Source organism: Actinoplanes sp. HUAS TT8 (assembly GCF_051380535.1).
Taxonomy (GTDB): Bacteria; Actinomycetota; Actinomycetes; order Mycobacteriales; family Micromonosporaceae; genus Actinoplanes.
The window spans coordinates 6,802,873-6,819,633 of record NZ_CP195646.1 but is presented as its reverse complement, the minus strand read 5'-3'; the positions used below and the strand labels follow the sequence as shown (position 1 = coordinate 6,819,633).

At 71.8% G+C, this 16,761-nt stretch carries 14 protein-coding genes; 8 read left to right on the top strand and 6 right to left on the bottom strand.

Annotation, left to right across the window (positions count from 1 at the left end):
* Positions 1-380 precede the first annotated feature (380 nt).
* Positions 381-1,631, top strand: a complete 1,251-nt coding sequence (locus ACSHV8_RS30165; protein WP_436521112.1) for an MFS transporter — start codon at positions 381-383, stop codon at positions 1,629-1,631.
* Positions 1,632-1,843: 212 nt separating this feature from the next.
* On the opposite strand, the gene ACSHV8_RS30160 is transcribed toward ACSHV8_RS30165, so the two are convergent.
* Both ACSHV8_RS30160 and ACSHV8_RS30155 read right to left on the bottom strand, forming a co-directional pair.
* Positions 1,844-2,614, bottom strand: a complete 771-nt coding sequence (locus ACSHV8_RS30160; protein WP_436521110.1) for a M23 family metallopeptidase — start codon at positions 2,612-2,614, stop codon at positions 1,844-1,846.
* Between the two features lie 90 nt (positions 2,615-2,704).
* On the bottom strand, positions 2,705-3,805 hold the full coding sequence (locus ACSHV8_RS30155; RefSeq protein ID WP_436521108.1) for a phospholipase D-like domain-containing protein: 1,101 nt from the start codon (positions 3,803-3,805) through the stop codon (positions 2,705-2,707).
* A 116-nt stretch (positions 3,806-3,921) separates the two neighbouring features.
* Here ACSHV8_RS30155 and ACSHV8_RS30150 point away from each other — a divergent pair, with 116 nt between their 5' ends.
* On the top strand, positions 3,922-4,521 hold the full coding sequence (locus ACSHV8_RS30150; RefSeq protein ID WP_436536954.1) for a response regulator: 600 nt from the start codon (positions 3,922-3,924) through the stop codon (positions 4,519-4,521).
* Here the strand turns inward: ACSHV8_RS30150 and ACSHV8_RS30145 are convergent.
* Genes ACSHV8_RS30145 through ACSHV8_RS30130 form a run of 4 tightly spaced genes read right to left on the bottom strand, consistent with a single transcriptional unit; the run spans position 4,518 to position 10,172 of the window.
* Positions 4,518-6,068 carry a hypothetical protein gene (locus ACSHV8_RS30145; protein ID WP_436521106.1) on the bottom strand — a complete coding sequence of 517 codons (1,551 nt, stop codon included), beginning with the start codon at positions 6,066-6,068 and terminating at the stop codon, positions 4,518-4,520. The two genes, ACSHV8_RS30150 and ACSHV8_RS30145, sit on opposite strands and share 4 nt — an antisense overlap.
* A gap of 20 nt (positions 6,069-6,088) precedes the next feature.
* Positions 6,089-7,612 (bottom strand): hypothetical protein, encoded by a 1,524-nt coding sequence (locus ACSHV8_RS30140; protein ID WP_436521104.1) that lies wholly within the window; start codon positions 7,610-7,612, stop codon positions 6,089-6,091.
* Positions 7,609-9,561, bottom strand: a complete 1,953-nt coding sequence (locus ACSHV8_RS30135) for a sensor histidine kinase (RefSeq protein ID WP_436521102.1) — start codon at positions 9,559-9,561, stop codon at positions 7,609-7,611. Before ACSHV8_RS30135 ends, ACSHV8_RS30140 begins: the two co-directional genes overlap by 4 nt.
* The gene (locus ACSHV8_RS30130; protein ID WP_436521100.1) at positions 9,558-10,172 is read right to left on the bottom strand and encodes a D-alanyl-D-alanine carboxypeptidase family protein; all 615 of its coding nucleotides are present in this window, start codon (positions 10,170-10,172) and stop codon (positions 9,558-9,560) included. Before ACSHV8_RS30130 ends, ACSHV8_RS30135 begins: the two co-directional genes overlap by 4 nt.
* Before the next feature lie 110 nt (positions 10,173-10,282).
* Here ACSHV8_RS30130 and ACSHV8_RS30125 point away from each other — a divergent pair, with 110 nt between their 5' ends.
* The 6 genes from ACSHV8_RS30125 to ACSHV8_RS30100 are packed head-to-tail and all read left to right on the top strand — an operon-like array spanning position 10,283 to position 16,756.
* Positions 10,283-10,594 (top strand): hypothetical protein, encoded by a 312-nt coding sequence (locus tag ACSHV8_RS30125; protein ID WP_436521098.1) that lies wholly within the window; start codon positions 10,283-10,285, stop codon positions 10,592-10,594.
* 11 nt (positions 10,595-10,605) lie between these two features.
* Positions 10,606-11,886 carry an amidase domain-containing protein gene (locus ACSHV8_RS30120; protein ID WP_436521096.1) on the top strand — a complete coding sequence of 427 codons (1,281 nt, stop codon included), beginning with the start codon at positions 10,606-10,608 and terminating at the stop codon, positions 11,884-11,886.
* Between the two features lie 42 nt (positions 11,887-11,928).
* A complete protein-coding gene (locus tag ACSHV8_RS30115; RefSeq protein WP_436521094.1) occupies positions 11,929-12,294 on the top strand; it encodes a hypothetical protein in 366 nt (121 codons plus the stop codon).
* Between the two features lie 44 nt (positions 12,295-12,338).
* Positions 12,339-14,498 (top strand): molybdopterin oxidoreductase family protein, encoded by a 2,160-nt coding sequence (locus ACSHV8_RS30110; RefSeq protein ID WP_436521092.1) that lies wholly within the window; start codon positions 12,339-12,341, stop codon positions 14,496-14,498.
* A 41-nt stretch (positions 14,499-14,539) separates the two neighbouring features.
* Positions 14,540-15,085, top strand: a complete 546-nt coding sequence (locus ACSHV8_RS30105) for a PadR family transcriptional regulator (RefSeq protein WP_436521090.1) — start codon at positions 14,540-14,542, stop codon at positions 15,083-15,085.
* Positions 15,086-15,088: 3 nt separating this feature from the next.
* Complete coding sequence (locus ACSHV8_RS30100; protein WP_436521088.1) at positions 15,089-16,756, top strand: acyl-CoA dehydrogenase; 1,668 nt, start codon at positions 15,089-15,091, stop codon at positions 16,754-16,756.
* The last annotated feature ends 5 nt before the right edge of the window (positions 16,757-16,761 follow it).

Genomic DNA, 16,761 nt, shown 5'->3' with positions numbered 1-16,761 from the left:
GTCCCGATCACCTGATGCAGGACGCGGGGAGCCCCGCCGTGTCTCGCGGTGGGCTTCCCGCGTCGGTTCGTCCGGTTCGCGACGAGCGGTTCGCCCGCCGCCGGACGAAAAGCTGATATGCCGGAAATCTGCGGATACCTAACGTAGTGGGCAACCCCGGATTTCCCCTGGCTGAGGAGGTACCCCTGATGCGCGGTCGTACCTGGAGCTGAAGTTCCCGGCAGTGAAAGCCGATCCCCATCACTGAAGGGAGCACGCCGATGCGCGGACGTAGCTGGGGCTGAACCCCCGTGGATGTGTGTGAGTAGACCGTCAGCAGCGGCGGGCCGTCCCATCTGGACCTGGGACGGCCCGCCGCTGATCCATGTACAGGGGAGTCCTTGACCGAGCAGCCGGCCGGCTACCGCGAGATCTTCGCGGTCCGCGAGTACCGCCACCTCTTCGCCGCCAACCTGCTGTCGCTCATCGGCGACCAGCTCACCGCGGTCGCCCTGGCCTTCCTGGTCTACCACCGCTCGGGCTCGCCGCTGCTGGCCGCGCTCACCTTCGCCGGCTCGTACCTGACCTGGGTGGTCGGCGGGCCGCTGCTCTCGGTGATCGCCGACCGGCTGCCGCGCCGCACCGTCCTCATCGCCTGCGACCTGATCCGGGCCGCGCTGGTGCTGCTCATGCTCGCCCCGGGCCTGCCCGTGCCACTGCTCGTGCTCCTCGCCTTCGTGGCCAACCTGTGCCGGCCGCCGTTCCAGTCGGCGCGCGCCTCCCTGCTCCCGGACATCCTGGACGGCGACCGCTACCCGGTCGCGAACGGCCTGGACAACATCGTCGCCGAGATCACCCAGGTGGCCGGGTTCGCGCTGGGCGGGCTGCTGGTCACCGCCGGGTCGGCGCAGCTGGTGCTGGCCGCTGACGCGGCCACCTTCCTGATCTCGGCCGCGCTCATCGCTTCCGGACTTCGCTCCTGCCCGGCGGCGACCCGGGCTCCGGCCGAGGCTTCCGGCCCCTGGTGGTCCGAGACGACCGCCGGCGTACGGGTGGTGTTCGGCGACCGGACACTCCGCTCCTACCTGCTGCTGTTCTGGCTGTCCTGCCTGGTCTACGCCGTCGAGGGGATCGTCGCGCCGCTGGCCGCCGAGTACGGCGGTGGCGCCCGCACCGGAGGTCTGCTCCTCGCGATGATGCCGGCCGGTGTGGCCGTCGGCGGCGTGGTCCTGACCCGCTTCTGCGGGCCCGACCGGCGCCGGCGCCTGATGCTCCCGCTCGCGATCCTGTCCTGCGCGATCCTGCTCCCGATCGCCGCCCGGCCGCCGCTGCCCGTGGTCCTGGCCCTGCTGTTCGTCAGCGGCCTGGCCGGCGCGTTCAGCATCCCGCTGAACGCCCTCTTCGGCCGGGCGATCCCGCCGGCCTACCGGGCCCGGGCCTTCGGCGTCGCCATGTCCGGCCTCTGCGCCGTCCAGGGCCTCTCCATGCTGGCCGCCGGCGCCGCCGCCGAATCCCTGCGCCCGTCCCTGGTGGTAGGCGCGGCCGCCCTGGCCGCCACCCTCTCCGTCCTCACGGTCGCCGCCACGTGGCCGCCCACCGCCACCACCCCGGCATCGACCCCCACGCCCACCCTCGCCGAAGCCAACGCCTGACCACGCCGGTCGGCGGGTGCGGCCTCGCGTGGGTGCACGCGTGGGCGGGTTTGTTGCTCTGAGCGTGACCAGAAGACCACGTCGCCCTTGCGGGCCTCGCGTTCTGGCCGCGCCAGCGGCCTGCGAGGGTCGGAAGGGTCCCCGCGGGAGCGACGGTCTGTACCCCGGCGGACCGGGGCAATGAAGAAGTTGATCTTCGGGGTGGAGAAGGGTCAGCCGTCGGTGGTGGGCTTCTTGGGGCAGCCGTGGGCGGACTGCCAGGCCTTGACCGTGGCGACCGGGGACTTGTTCTTTCCGGCCTTCCACGCGTCCAGGTACGGCCACGGGTAGACGGTGCCGCGCTGGTTCCACCAGTCGCCGACCTGGGCGCACGGCGGGGAGATGCCGAAGTGCAGGTGGCACGCGCTGGCGTCGCCGGTGTCGCCGATCTTGCCGATGGTCTGGCCGGCGGTGACGCGGGCGCCGATCTGGACCTTGCTGTCGATCTTGGACATGTGGGAGCCGTAGTAGCGCACGCCGTCGTCGCCGAGGAGCGAGACGGAGAGGCCGCCGCGGGTGTCGCCGGAGTTGACCGACGCCTTCCACTTGTCGACCCGGGTGAGCGCCAGGATCGTGCCGTCGGTCACCGCGCGGATGGTGTTTCCGCAGTTCGTGATGATGTCGGTGGCCGGGTAGTCATGGTGGGTGTGCGCGTACGAGTTGTTGCCGACGACCGGGAAGACGTATTTCGCGGCCTTCTTGGTGGTGGCCGCCGGGGACGGGCTCTTGCTCGCGGGCACCGAGGCCGGAGCGCTGTTCGCCCCGGCGGCGGCCGGCGCGGGCGCGTCGGAGGTGGCGATCGGCGCGGCCGATGAGCCCTGGCTGACGAAGTACGGCTCGTCGCTCTTGCCGCCGCAGGCCGTCAACGCCAGCGCTGCCGTCATGGCCGTGATCGCGGCCACGAACTTGCGCATCGTGCCGTCCCCCTCCTGCCGGTCGGGCACCGCGACCGCGACACCCGACCGCCCACTCTAGGGAACCTCGGGGTTTGCGGCCAGCCGGGCTGTGGACAGCGCCCGGATGCGCGGGTGGATTCAGGCCGGGCGGGACAGTTGCGTGATGATCCGGTCGATCTCGGCCAGGGCGTAACCGGCCAGCCGCTTCTGCGCCGCGATCGCGTCCTGGTCCGTTTCCTCCAGGTCGCCCAGGACCACGATGTTCTCGTCGTTGAGGGTGGCCGCGGGCGCGGTGTAGTTGAAGCTGCCGACGATGGTGAGCTGCTGGTCGATCACCATCAGCTTGTGGTGGATCTTGCGGACGCCGTTGCCCGGCGTGTTCTCGAACAGCTGCGCCCCGGCCTTGCGCAGCAGCTCGGTCGCGGCCCACTTCTGCGAGCCCTGCCCGCGGTCCAGGACGCCGCGCACCGGGAGGCCGCCCTTGAGCATCACGGCCATGGTGTCGTCGATGCCGGACGACTGCGCGAACGTGAACATCGCGAAGTCCACCCGGGACGTCGCCTTCAGCATCTGCTTCATGATCTCCATCTCCGGGCCCTGCTCGGGCGCGAAGACGGGCTTGACGCGGATCCCGCCCAGGCGGAACTCGCGCGGCTTCGGCTCGTGACGTTCGTGCAGGTCACCGAAGGTGCCGCTGCGAAGGCGCTCGAACTCGGCCAGGTAGAGGTCGGCGGCCGTCCTCCCGTGCAGCACGACCACGTGGTTGAGGTTGTTGCCGGGCTTGCCGGCCATGCCCGGCGGGTTGGTGCCGGTGTCGGTGTGCGTGAAGTTGGCCGAGCCGGTGAGCACGGCCGCGGTCGGCTTCCCAGGGTCCCGGACGATGAACTTCTGGTGGAAGATGTTCGGGTTCAGGTCGGTGACCAGGTCGACCCCGGCCCGCAGCAGCGCCGCGTGGATGGCCCGGTTGCCCTCGTTCTCGCCGCCGGTCACCCACGGGTCGGCCAGCGGTGTCGCCTCCCGCAGATAGTCGCCCTCCAGGATGATCTGCATGCGGAGGCGGCGCGCCTTGGCCGCCAGGACCGCGTCGGCGATCAGCCGGGAGTCCAGTTCCTGCACCGCGACCAGCAGGCGGGTGGTCGCGCCGTCGATGAAGTTACGGATGACAGCGTCCAGGTCGTCCGGACCGCCGAGTACCGGCGGCCCCGCGTAGAACTCGATTCCTCCCAGGTCGACTCCCATGCGGCCAGTGTGTTCCCGGGGCGGTGGACGTGGTGTCGGCTGAGCGACCACGGCACCAGGAGCAACCGGAAGGACTACCCGGTGTCGTTAATCTGGCGGGCGTGACTGTGCGTGTGATGGTCGTCGATGACCACCCGATGTGGCGGGACGGCGTGGCCCGGGACCTGGCCGAGGCCGGCTATCAGGTGACCGCGGCGGTCGGTGAGGGGCAGCAGGCGCTGCGGGTCGCGCCGGCCGCCCGGCCCGAGGTGGTCGTGCTCGACCTGCAACTGCCCGACCTGCCCGGGGTGGCGGTGATCCGCGGGCTGCGCGACATCCTGCCCGAGGTGCGGATCCTGATGCTCTCGGCCAGCGGCGAGCAGCGGGACGTGCTGGAAGCGGTCAAGGCCGGCGCGACCGGGTACCTGATCAAGTCGGCCGGACGGGCCGAGTTCCTGGACGCGGTGCGCCGGACCGCCGAGGGCGAGCCGGTCTTCACGTCCGGGCTGGCCGGGCTCGTGCTCGGGGAGTACCGCAAGCCGGGCGGGCCGCGCCTGACCGAGCGCGAGACCGAGGTGTTGCGGCTGGTCGCCAAGGGGCTGTCGTACAAGCAGATCGCCGAGCGGCTGGTGCTGTCCCACCGCACGGTGCAGAACCACGTGCAGAACACGCTCGGCAAGCTGCAGATGCACAACCGGGCCGAGCTCGTCCGCTACGCCATCGAGCAGGGCTTCTAAAACTTTGCCAGTACGGTGTGGTCGTCGCGGATCACCAGCACCCGCCCGTCCCGGCTGACCGCCAGCAACTCCCGCCGCCCGGCACCCGGATAGACGTCGAGCGCCACCCGGTCGCAGTCGTCCGACGAGGTGCAGCGCCACACCACCTCGCGCTGAAAGCCGGGCGGCGTGCCGATCGTGACCCGGATCCCCGGCTCCGGCCCGGTGCTCAGCGCCCCCGCCACGTAGACCGCGTCGTCGCGGACCAGGACCGTGCCCGAGTCGTCGTTGCCGGCGCCGTCGAGCTGCCATCGCCGCGTGCCGTCCCAGATCTCGTTGCCCATCAGCGAGATCGTCCGGCGGCCGGACGTCGCCCAGGCCGTGCCGACGACCGGTTCCTCCAGCAGGCGCGGGTTCGCGCAGCCGACCGGGTCGCAGGTGTAGCGCGCGACCTCGTGACCGATCCAGAACGTCGCCGACGGGCGCCCGTCCGACCCGACGGTCAGCCGGGCACGGCGCAGATCCGGGTAGCCGTCGGCCGGCGTCCGGTCGATCTCGCCGAGCGGGTGACGGTCCGGGCTCGCGCAGGTCACCTCCGCGCAGCGGATCAGTTCGAGGCGGTAGCGCCCGTTCTCGCCGCCGGTGACCGGGGTGGCCAGGAAGAACCACAGGGCGCCGTCCGGCGCCGGGGCTCCGGCCACCTCCGGGTTCGCCGTCAGGTCCGGCCTGTCATCGGCCGAGGTCCGGATCGGGAAGTACGCCGTACGGCATCCGTCGCGCCCGCACCGTGCGAACTGCACGAACGGCCCACCCGTGTCCAGCCCGCCGGTCGTCACCGACTTGACCACCGTGCCGTCCGAGCCGATGGCGACCGAGCCGTAACCGTCCATCGCGACCGGCAGGCCGGTCACCCCGTGAAAGCTTCGGCACAGGTCGTCGTCGCAGAACCGGATGCCGCCGGTCGTGACGATCACCGGGTGCTGCCCGTCCGGCCAGGCCGCCGCGACCGGCTCGGAGCCGGTCCCGCGTCCGGTTCGGATCACCGGCGCCTCGTACGGGTTCTGCACCGCCACCCCGACCGTCAGCACCAGCGCGATCCCGGTCGCGACCGACGGCCACAGCCGGCCCGGCTGCTCGGCCGGCACCTCACCGGGCCGGCTCGCCACCACCCCGGCCTGCACGGCGAGAACCCCGGCGAGCAGCAGCGCGTCGAGCAGCCGGTCGGCGTACGGCACCGTGCCCGCCGCGTTCCGCAGCACCGCCAGCAGGATCGGCGCCACCAGCGCGCTGAGCAGGAACGCCCCGGCCGAGATCCGGCCCGTCCGCGGGGTCACCCGGCCGGCCGCGACCAGTCCGCCCAGCCACAGCGTGGCCGCCACCAGCGCCCGGGCCAGCATCGGCTCGTCCGGCCGCGGGTTGCCGTCCAGGATCACCAGGCCGTGGTCGTCGGCGAACAGGTCGAGCAGCGAGGCGGTCAACAGGTACGCGGTGACGACGAGCAGCAGCACGCCGGCCAGCGGGCGACGGGCGGCCCAGGAACGCCGGAAGCCGGACGTGAGCGAAGACATCCGGGCAGGATACGGAACGATCAATACCCGCGCGTGTCGTCCTCCCGCAGAAGTTTCCGCAGCGCCACGTCCTGCTCGCCGGCCAGCTCGGCCAGGCGCGGGTCGTCGCCGTCGCGCTGGACCATGGCGAGGACCTGCAGCACGCCGTCGTGGATCGGGCGGGCCAGCCGGTGGCGTTCCGCCTCGGCCGCCTCCAGCCGGATCTGCTCGTCCCGTTTGCGGCGGGCCCAGCGCTCGGACAGGTGCCGGGCGACACCCAGACCGCCGACCGCGGCCCCGGTGGCCAGCAGCAGAATCCCGGAGGTGGGCAGATGCTTGGCCGCGTTCAGATAGTCGTCGGCCGGTTGCCCGTCCGCCTCCAGGTACGTCGCCCCCAGCACCTCGACCAGGCCGGACGCCATCAGACCGGCGATCGGGCCGACCATCGCCGGCAGCGACCGCCGCGCGGCCAGCACCGGCGTGACCGCACCGGCCACCGCGGTCACCGCGGCCACGACCAGGATCAGCAGGACCGCGGCGAAAACCGTCCGATGCTGCGTCCCGATCCGCTCGGCGGCGCCGCCGGTGGCCACGTCGGCGATGAACAGCGAGGCCGCCGACGCCGCGCACAGGGCGCCGGCCACCGGCACCGGCCATCGTGACGCGGTGGCCGCGACCCCGGCCCCGATCCCGGCCAGCACGCACACCACCCGGGTGACGAAGTCGGACTCCAGGGCGAAGAACGTCAGCAGCAGCGGCGTGGCCAGCGCGGCCTGGGCGGCCGCCATGGTCACCGCCCCGCCGAACGACCACGGGCCGGCCACGGCCGCGATGACCGCGGCCACGACCAGGCTGGCCGCGCCGGCCAGGGCGACCAGGACGAAACGGTCGGACAGCTGGGCCGACACCAGGCCGAGCAGATCGACCACGTCGGCCCGCGAGACCTGCGACAACGGGACGACCGCGAGGAGTGCGGCCCCGGCCAGGACGGCGGCCCGGGCCCGGCGCTGGTGAGCCGTCACCGGGTCGGCGTTCTCCCGGTCGGCCGCCTCCACCCGCCAGGCGAACGCCAGCAGAGTCACCGTGGCCACGGCGATCAGACCGAAGGACAGGTAGGTCCAGTACTGGCCGAGGTTCGAGCCCCGGCCGGTCAGCGCGGTCGGGAACACGCGGGACCCGAGGGCCAGCGCGGTCAACGCCGCACCCCACCGGGGAGCGCCGCCCCGCCACAGGCTCTGCGCGCAGGCCAGCACCCCGATCAGCGCGAACGCGTGACTGAACTGCCCGGTCACCAGGGCGAGAGGGGTCAGCGACCCGGCGCCGCTCAACACGGCCGCCGTCACCAGCAGATACGGCCACCAGCGGAGCAGGCACAGGCCCAGCACGATCGCCACCACCGACGGCCCGATCACCAGCGGGATCGCCGCGGCCGGCATGCCGTAGTAGTAGTCGCTGCCGGCCGCCGGGATCAACGGCAGCCCGGCCTGGCCCAGCGCCGGCATGGTGACCAGCAGCAGGCAGCCGCTCAGCCCGGTGACCACGGCGGGCCAACGATGCCGGCTCACCGCGGCAGCCAGAACTCGACCTCGGTGCCCTGACCCGGCCGGCTGTCGATGGTCATCGTCCCCCTCAGATCGGTGATCCGGCCCCGCATCGACTGGGCGACGCCGAGCCGCCCGTCGCGCTCCGCCTCGGCCAGCCGGCCGTCCGGGATGCCAGGGCCGTCGTCGCGGACCGACACCCGGACACCGTCGCCCTCGTCCTCCAGCAGGATCCAGGCCCGGGTCCCCTCACCGGCGTGCCGGCGCACGTTCTCCAGGGCGGCCCGCACGGCCGCGACCAGCTCGGTCGCCGCCGGCCCGGCCAGCGGCACGGCCTCGGCCGGCGCGGCCACCTCGACCCCGGGCGCGGCCAGGGCGGTCAGCGCCGCCCGCAGGTCGGCCGGCCCGCCCGCGTCCGGGATCAGCGTGCCACCGCCGGCCAGCAACCGGCGCAGCGCCACCTCCTGCTCGCCGGCCAGCGCGGCCAGCTGCGAACCGCCGTCCTGCCGCTGCACCATGGCCAGGACCTGCAGCACGCCGTCGTGGATCGGGCGGGCCAGCCGGTCCCGCTCGGCCGCGGCCGCCTCGCGGCGGATCTGCTCGGCCTGCCGGCGCTCGGCCCAGCGCTCGGCCAGATAGTGGGCGACGCCCAGACCACCGACCGCGGCCCCGGCGACCAGCAGCAACAGGGCCGAGGTGTTCAGGTGCGACGTGTCGTTGAGCATGCTCGACGCGGGCAGACCGTTGCTCTCCAGGTAGGTCGCCCGCAACGTCTGCAACCCGGCGACCGCCATCACACCGGCCAGCGGGCCCACCACCGCCGGGACCGCGCCCCGCCGGGCCAGCGGCGCGGTGGCCGCGGCGGTGACCGCCGTGCCGGCCGCGACGACCAGCACCAGGATCACCAGGCCGGGAACCACACGATGCTGCTCGGCCAGCCGCTCCGGATGGCCGGTGGTCGCGGCGTACGCGATGAACAGCGCCGTCGCCGCCGCCACGGTGAGCCCGCCGGCCGCCGCCACCCGCCACCGGCTGACCACCGCACCGGCGCCCAGCACGACCCCGGCCAGCGCCCCGGCCCAGCGGGTGGAACCGGTGTACTGCAGCGCGAAGAACGCCAGCGACAACGGCGTGGCCACCGCCGCCTGCACGGTCGCCACGGTCAGCGCACCGCCCAGCGACCACAGCCCGGCCAGCGCGGCCAGGCCGGTGGCCAGCACCAGCGCGACCGCGCCGATCATCGCGACCTCGGCGTACGGGTGCCGCTGCAGCGTGAACGGGTCCACGCCCATCAGCGCGGCGACGTCCGACGTGGACAGATAGGAGAGCGGCACCGAGATCGCCATCACCAGCGTCCCGGCCAGCGGCAGCCGCAACCGCCGCCACGACACCGGCGAACCGGCCGGGGTGGCGTCCGGGTCCGGCCGCCACAGCCGGGTGAGCGCGGCCAGTGCCCCGGCCAGACCGGTCACGACCAGGGCGTAGCGCCAGTGCGGGACGCCGGCGCCGGAGCTGTACCAGCCGTACAGGGCGTCCATCAGCGCCGAACCGAACAGCCGGGCCCCGATCGCCGGCCCGGCCACGGCCGCACCCAGCCCGGGCGCACCCCGGCGCAACAGGCTCTGCGCGGCCGCCAGCAAACCGATCAGGACAAACGCCTGAGGTACGTCCTCCAGCGCCAGCCGCACGAGATAGCCGGTCCGGTCCGGCGCGGCCAGGGCCCAGCCGGACAGCAGGCCGCCGGCCACGATCAGGTACGGCCACCAGCGCACCAGGAACAGCGACAGCCCGACCGCCAGGATCGGCGCGAGCACCAGCCCCCACTCGGTGCCGTGATACTCCCGGCCGTGACCGGTCACCGACGCGAACAGCGGCAGGCCGCTCGCCACCGGCGACGGGGCCGAGGCGAGCAGCAGAGCGCCGCTCAGCCCGGCCAGCGCCGCCGGCCGGCGACCGGCCCAGGACGTATTCACGCCGCTGAGCATGTCAGATCGAGATCGATCACACGCTCGGCCCGCCGGAACAGCCGGCGGTCCCGGGCACCCGGGTGGGGGAGACGCGGCGGGCAACCGTCCGGGCGGTACTCGAAATGCCACCACTCGTTGTCGTACACCCGGTACAGGCTGTGCAGCGCCCCGTGCCGCTCCAGCCATTGCGCACCCTCCGTCGGCCGCACGTCCATCGCGGTTCCCGCGACGTGCCGTGACTCCTCCGGAGGAAGCGCCCACCGCCGCGCCTCCGCCACCGACCCGCAGCGCCGCACCTCGGCCAGATAGAGGGCGGTCTGCGTGTCCCGATCCCGAAAACCGGACGTGAGCCCGAGCAACACCCCGTACTCCCACAGCGCCCGGGTGCGGGCCGCCTCGAACGCGGCCCGCGCGTCCGGGGTCAGCCCGTCCAGGCACTCGGCCGGGAAACGCGCGGCCAGCGCCCACCGGCAGGCGGTCAGCCGGGCCCGGCCGGGCGTGACCAGCGCGGCCGCCGGGGACAGCGCGAACGCCAGCATCCGGGTGGCCGCGGCGAATACCGGATCGCGTCGCCGGGGCGGCTCGGCCGCGCCCCGATCGGTCTCGTGCAGGTGCATGTACTCAAGATCCCGGCCGGCGGGCCGGTATTCATGAGTACGAGTACTCAGATCGTTCTGAACGGTCCACCGGCCGGCGGCGTACAGGCCGGTGTCGGGAGGGGACAGTCATGAGCGACCTGCACATGGAACCGGACGTGGTCGAGCGCTGCGGTGACCGGCTCGACGACAGCGGTCACGCCGTGTCGGCGCAGTCCCGGTCGTTCACCCAGACGCGGGCACTCACCGCCGCCCACCCGGGCATCTCGTCCGCGCTCACCCTCGACTTCTGCCGCCGCAACTGGGCCGACCGGATCGAGAGCCACGGGAACGAGACAGCGCTTCTCGGAGACAATTTCCATTTCGCCGTACGGGAGTATCAGGCGGCCGACGCCCGCCACGCGGCCCTGCTGCGGGGCCACAGCCGGGTCCCCGGTGAGTGACGATGGTCAGCATGGCGCAACTGCGCGACCTCGACGTCACCGCGTGGGACACCGGCGCGAACGAGTGGAAAGCCCGCTGTACGAACCTGCTGGCGACCGTGCGCGACCTGCACGACAACCTGGACCCGCAACTGTCCGCGGGCGCGTGGACCGGGTCGTCCGGGGATGCGGCGCTGACCCACCTGCGCGGGGTGACGAACGGGCTGGAGATCGACGCGCTGGAGTGCCAGGCCGTGTCGCTCGTGCTGTCGGGCCTCACCCACGCGTTCCGGATCAGCCAGAACAGCCTGCGCAGCGCGCTCGGAACCGCCCGGGTGCAGGGCTTTCCGGTCGGCGACGACGGCACCGTGGGAATGCCGGACACGGAACTGGCGCGGCACGACCCGGAGTACGCCGCATCGTGCCGGGAACAACGGGACCACCTGCAGACCCTGGTGCGGCTGGCGGTGGACGCGGCGACGGTGGCCGATCAGAAGGCGTACGAGATGCTCGACCATCTCAGTCAGCAGACGTTCCGGACCGATGTGAACGCGGCGCTGAACGAGGACGTCGGGATGGCCTCCAAGCTGGAGATCGACCTGATCGCGGCCACGGTCCCGGCCGGTGATCCGGCGGCGGTGGGGGCGTGGTGGGCCGGGTTGTCGCCGGAGGATCAGCAGACCGTTCGGATGGCCGCGCCGTGGGCCCTGGAGAACCTGAACGGCATCCCGGCCGACGTCCGAGCCGCCCTGCACGGGACCGACGGCTACGACCGGACCGGCGTGGCCAAGTGGGCCATCGACCATGGGAACGACAACAGCGACGACATTTTCCGCAACAACTGCACGAACTTCGTCTCCGATGCGCTGGAGGGCGGTGGGGTGCAGGAGCATTTCGACTTCTGGCTCGGCACCCTCTCCGACAACTCCTGGGGCAAGGGCACACAGTTCGGCAAGGATGTGACGGTCGACGGGCAGCCGGTCGACCGCATCGACTACTCGCACTCGTCGAGTTGGGCGCAGGCGCAGGACTCGTACGACTTCTGGACCAGGCACGGATCCGAGGTGGGCCTCGCCGAGGCCCAGCCGGGCGACATCGTCTACTGGGAACAGACCGAGACCGGTGACGGCGCGGTGGCCGGCGAGGTGCACCACGCGGCCGTGGTGACCGGGGTGGTCGACGGCGACATCCGCTACACCCAGCACACCTTCAACCAGGTGAACGCGTCTCTGGAGGCCCGCGCCCCGATCAGCGATCTCGGTGGGGCACCCGATCAGAGGATCCACGTGGTTCGCCCGCAACCGGATTGGTGATCAATGACGACCACGGCACAGCGCAGTCGGCTCGGTGGGTGGATGCTCGCCGCCTCGGTGGCGAGCCTTCTCGCCGGGGCGATCGTGATCAGGTCGGTCACGGCCCTCGGCGCCCGCTTCGAGGAGGACTGGCAGTCGGCGCTGCAGCGGATCTGCCAGTCGCCGCCCCCACGGTTCCCGGAGGTCTCGGCATCGGCGTTGCCGCTCGGTATCACGGCGACGGCGCTGTTCCTGGCGGCGGTGGTGCTCGCCGGGCTCGCGAAGCGATGGCTACCCGATGCGCGATGGCGTGGCTGGGTGGTCGGACTGATCGTCGTGGCCGGTCTGGTAGGTGCGGTTTTCAGTGGATTAGCCGGGATTTTGGGGACGTTGTCGGACCTCAACGACCGGGCCGCCAGCTGCCTCTGATAAGGGATACTGACGGGTAACCCGACCGGAAGGCTGGTGACGTCATGGTGGACGGGACTCGCACGGCGTATCGCACGTGTCCGCTCTGTGAGGCCGCCTGCGGCCTCGAACTCACCGTCGCCGGTGGTGTGATCACCGGGGTGCGTGGGGATCGGGAGCACGTCTTCAGTCGCGGGTTCATCTGTCCGAAGGGTGCGACGTTCGGCGGGCTTTCCGGCGACCCGGATCGGCTGCGGCGGCCGATGGTCCGGCGTGGTGGCGAGCATGTCGAGGTTTCCTGGGACGAGGCGTTCGCGGCGGTGCAGGACGGTCTGCGGCCGATCATCGAGACGTACGGCGGGCCGGCCGTGGCCGCGTATCTCGGGAATCCGAACGTGCACACCATGGCCGGTGGTCTCTACGTCACGCCGCTGCTCAAGGCGCTCGGCACCCGGAACGTCTTCTCGGCCAGCACGGTCGACCAGATGCCCAAGCATGTCTCGTGCGGCTATCTGTTCGGCAGCCCGCTGGCGATTCCGGTGCCGGACCTGGACCGGACCGATTTTCTGCTGATGCTCGGGGCGAACCCGTGGGAGTCGAACGGCAGCCTGGCGACGGCGGCCGACTTCCCGGGGCGGCTGAGGGCGATCCAGGCGCGGGGCGGGCGGTTCGTGGTGGTGGATCCGCGGCGGACCCGGACGGCCGAGCACGCCGACGAGCATCTGTTCATCCGTCCCGGCACGGATGCGTTCCTGCTGTTCGGGATCGTGCACACGCTGTTCGCGGAGGGTTTGGTCGATCTCGGGCGGCTCATGCCGTACGCGCAAGGGGTTGATGATCTTGAAGGTCTGGCCCGGGCTTTTGCGCCGGAGCGGGTGAGCGGGGTCTGTGATGTGCCGGCCGGGAGGATTCGCGGGCTGGCGCGGGAGCTGGCGGCGGCGCCGACCGCGGCGGTCTACGGGCGGATCGGCACGTGCACGGTCGAGTTCGGCACGCTGACCAGCTGGCTCGTCGATGTGATCAACGTGCTGACCGGCAACCTGGACCGGCCCGGGGGCGTGATGTTCCCGCTGGCCGCGCACCTGCGGCCGAACGCGGAGCCGGGCGGGAAGGGGTTCACGACCGGGCGCTGGCACAGCCGGGTGCGCGGGCTGCCCGAGGTCAAGGGCGAGCTGCCGGTGGCGACGCTGGCCGACGAGATCGAGACGCCGGGGGACGGGCAGGTGCGCGCGTTCCTGACCGTGGCCGGCAACCCGGTGCTGTCGACGCCGAACAGCGGGCGGCTGGACCGGGCGCTGGCCGGCCTGGACTTCATGGTCAGCGTCGATCCGTATCTGAACGAGACGACCCGGCACGCCGACGTGATCCTGCCGCCGCTGGACGCCACCCAGAAGGGGCATTACGACTTCTCGTTCCTGGCCCTGGCCGTGCGGAACTTCGCGTCGTACTCGCCGCCGATCTTCCCGGCCGACCCCGGTGGCATGGACGAGTGCGACATCCTGGCCCGGCTGATCCTGATCGTCTCCGGTCAGGGGGCGTCGGCGGATCCGGCCGTCCTGCACGACGCGATGCTGGCGCGGGCGCAGCAGAAGTCCGGGCAGGCGGAGGTGTCCGGGGACGGTCCGGCCGAGCGGCTGCTCGATGTCGCGCTGCGCGCCGGCGCGTACGGCCTGTCGCTGGACGACCTGGTCGCGGCCCCGCACGGGGTCGACCTGGGTCCGCTGCAGCCCCGGATCCCGGAGGTGCTGCGCACGCCGAGCGGCCTGATCGAGCTGTGCGCGCCGCCGCTGGTGGCCGAGGCCGCCCGGTTGCGCGCGGCGCTGGATCGGCCGCGTCCGGGGCTGGTCCTCATCGGCCGCCGGCACCTGCGGTCCAACAACAGCTGGATGCACAACGTCCCGGCCCTGGTCAAAGGCCGTTCGCGGTGCACGCTGCAGGTGCACCCGGCCGACGCCGACCGGCTCTCCCTGGCCGACGGGCAGCCGGCCGCGGTGACCTCGCGGGCCGGGTCGTTGTCGGCGGTGGTCGAGGTGACCGACCGGGTGATGCCCGGGGTGGTCAGCCTGCCGCATGGGTGGGGCCACGACCGGCCCGGCGTCCGGCTCGGGGTGGCCGCCGACCGCCCGGGCGTGAACTCCAACCTGCTCACCGACGAACTGGTCATCGATCCGCTCTCCGGGAACGCGGTGCTCAACGGCATCCCGGTCGAGATCAAGCCCGCCTGACTCCGCTTGCTATGCAACGAGTTGCATAGCATGATGCGGTCATGGCGCTGGAGCACGCGATCCTGGTCTCCCTGCTGGAGAAGCCCGGGTCCGGATACGAGCTGGCCCGCCGGTTCGAGCGGTCCATCGGGCGTTTCTGGACCGCCACCCACCAGCAGATCTACCGGGTGCTGAAGCGGATGGAGGCCGACGGCTGGGTCACCGCGGTCGACGTCGGCCAGGACGGCCGGCCGGACAAGCGGGACTTCTCGGTCTCGGCGGCCGGGCGGGACGTGCTCACCGGGTGGCTGCACGAGCCCGTGCAGCCCGAGGCGGTGCGGCACGACCTGGCGGTGAAGGTGCGCGGGGCGGCGTTCGACGACGCGGCCGGGCGGGCGGCGCTGGTCGACGAGGTCGTGCGGTATCGAGCCGAGCACGAGGAGCTGCTGACGCGGTACCTTGCCGGCGAAAAGCGCGATTTTTCCGGACAAAAACTCGATAAGGGTCAGCGACTGCAGCACGTCGTGCTGCGCGGCGGCATCGCCTACGAGCGGATGCTCCTCGACTGGCTCGACGACGTTCTCACCACGCTTCGAGAGGAATTCTGAACAGTGCTGTTCAACCCGAACACCGCCGACTTCGCGCAGTTCGACGACGAGACGCGCCGGCTGCTGCGCGCCACCGTCGACTTCTTCGAGGAGCGCGGGAAGAAAGCGCTGATCGAGCGCTACATCAACCGGTCCTGGTACGACGACTTCCTGGCCTTCTCGGCCAAGGAGGGCCTGTTCGCGACGTTCATGACGCCGGGCGGCGACGGGGACAAGCGGTGGGACACCGCCCGCAACGCGGCGCTCAGCGAGATCCTCGGCTTCTACGGCCTCGACTACTGGTACGTCTGGCAGGTGACCGTTCTCGGTCTGGGCCCGGTGTGGCAGAGCGCCAACGAGGCGGCCCGGGCGCACGCCGCGCAGCTGCTCGACGAGGGTCACGTGATGGCGTTCGGCCTGTCCGAGCGGTCGCACGGCGCCGACATCTACTCCACCGACATGGTCCTCACCCCGGCCGACGGCGGTTACGTCGCGAACGGCACCAAGTACTACATCGGCAACGGCAACGTCGCCGGGCTCGTGTCGGTGTTCGGGAAGACCGACGACGGCTACGTCTTCTTCACGGCCGACAGCCGCCACCCGAACTACCACCTGATCAAGAACGTCGTGAACAAGCAGATGTACGTGAGCACGTTCGAGCTCAAGGACTACCCGGTGCGCGAGGAGGACATCCTGCACCGCGGGCCGGACGCGTTCGACGCCGCGCTCAACACCGTCAACGTCGGCAAGTTCAACCTGTGCACGGCCGCCATCGGCATCTGTGAGCACGCCATGTACGAGGCGGTCACGCACGCGCACCGCCGCGTCCTCTACGGCAAGCCGGTCACGAACTTCGCGCACGTGCGGCGGGAGCTCTCCGACGCGTACGTCCGCCTGGTGGCCATGAAGCTCTTCAGCGACCGGGCCGTGGACTACTTCCGCTCGGCCGGGCCGGACGACCGCCGCTATCTGCTCTTCAACCCGATGACCAAGATGAAGGTCACGACCGAGGGCGAGCGGGTCGTCGACCTGATGTGGGACGTGATCGCGGCCAAGGGGTTCGAGGCCGACACCTACTTCGACAAGGCGGCCATGGACATCCGCGGCCTGCCCAAGCTTGAGGGCACGGTGCACGTGAACCTCGCGCTGATCCTCAAGTTCATGCCGAACTACCTGCACAACCCGATGACGTACGCCGAGGTGCCGTCCCGCCACGACGCCGCCGACGACGAGTTCCTGTTCCGGCAGGGCCCGGCCCGCGGTCTCGGCGCGATCCGCTTCCACGACTGGCGTCTCGCCTACGACCGGTTCGCGCAGCTCCCCAACGTCGCCCGGTTCCGGCAGCAGGCCGACGCCCTGTGTGAGTTCGCGCTGGTCGACGGCCAGCAGGCCGACCTGGACTTCCTGCTCTCGGTCGGTCAGCTGTTCGCGCTCGTCGTCTACGGCCACCTGATCCTGGAGCAGGCCGAACTGACCGGTCTGGACGGTCGGCTGCTGGACGAGATCTTCGCGGTGCTGGTACGCGACTTCGCCCAGCACGCGACCGATCTGCACGGCAAGACCACGACCACCGACGAGCAGGCCGCGTGGGCGCTGGCCCAGATCCTGCGCCCGGTGGCCGACGAGGCCCGGACGGCGGCGGTATGGAACGAGGTGCTTTCGCTCGTCGGCGCGTACGAGATGCGGCCCTGAGTTAT

Excerpts from the sequence above, each read along its gene's own strand:
- ACSHV8_RS30155 (WP_436521108.1), bottom strand. The coding sequence starts at position 3,805 with ATGGGAGTCGACCTGGGAGGAATCGAGTTCTACGCGGGGCCGCCGGTA.
- ACSHV8_RS30150 (WP_436536954.1), top strand. The coding sequence starts at position 3,922 with ATGGTCGTCGATGACCACCCGATGTGGCGGGACGGCGTGGCCCGGGAC.
- ACSHV8_RS30145 (WP_436521106.1), bottom strand. The coding sequence starts at position 6,068 with ATGTCTTCGCTCACGTCCGGCTTCCGGCGTTCCTGGGCCGCCCGTCGC.
- ACSHV8_RS30130 (WP_436521100.1), bottom strand. The coding sequence starts at position 10,172 with ATGCACCTGCACGAGACCGATCGGGGCGCGGCCGAGCCGCCCCGGCGA.
- ACSHV8_RS30125 (WP_436521098.1), top strand. The coding sequence starts at position 10,283 with ATGAGCGACCTGCACATGGAACCGGACGTGGTCGAGCGCTGCGGTGAC.
- ACSHV8_RS30120 (WP_436521096.1), top strand. The coding sequence starts at position 10,606 with ATGGCGCAACTGCGCGACCTCGACGTCACCGCGTGGGACACCGGCGCG.
- ACSHV8_RS30115 (WP_436521094.1), top strand. The coding sequence starts at position 11,929 with ATGCTCGCCGCCTCGGTGGCGAGCCTTCTCGCCGGGGCGATCGTGATC.
- ACSHV8_RS30110 (WP_436521092.1), top strand. The coding sequence starts at position 12,339 with ATGGTGGACGGGACTCGCACGGCGTATCGCACGTGTCCGCTCTGTGAG.
- ACSHV8_RS30105 (WP_436521090.1), top strand. The coding sequence starts at position 14,540 with ATGGCGCTGGAGCACGCGATCCTGGTCTCCCTGCTGGAGAAGCCCGGG.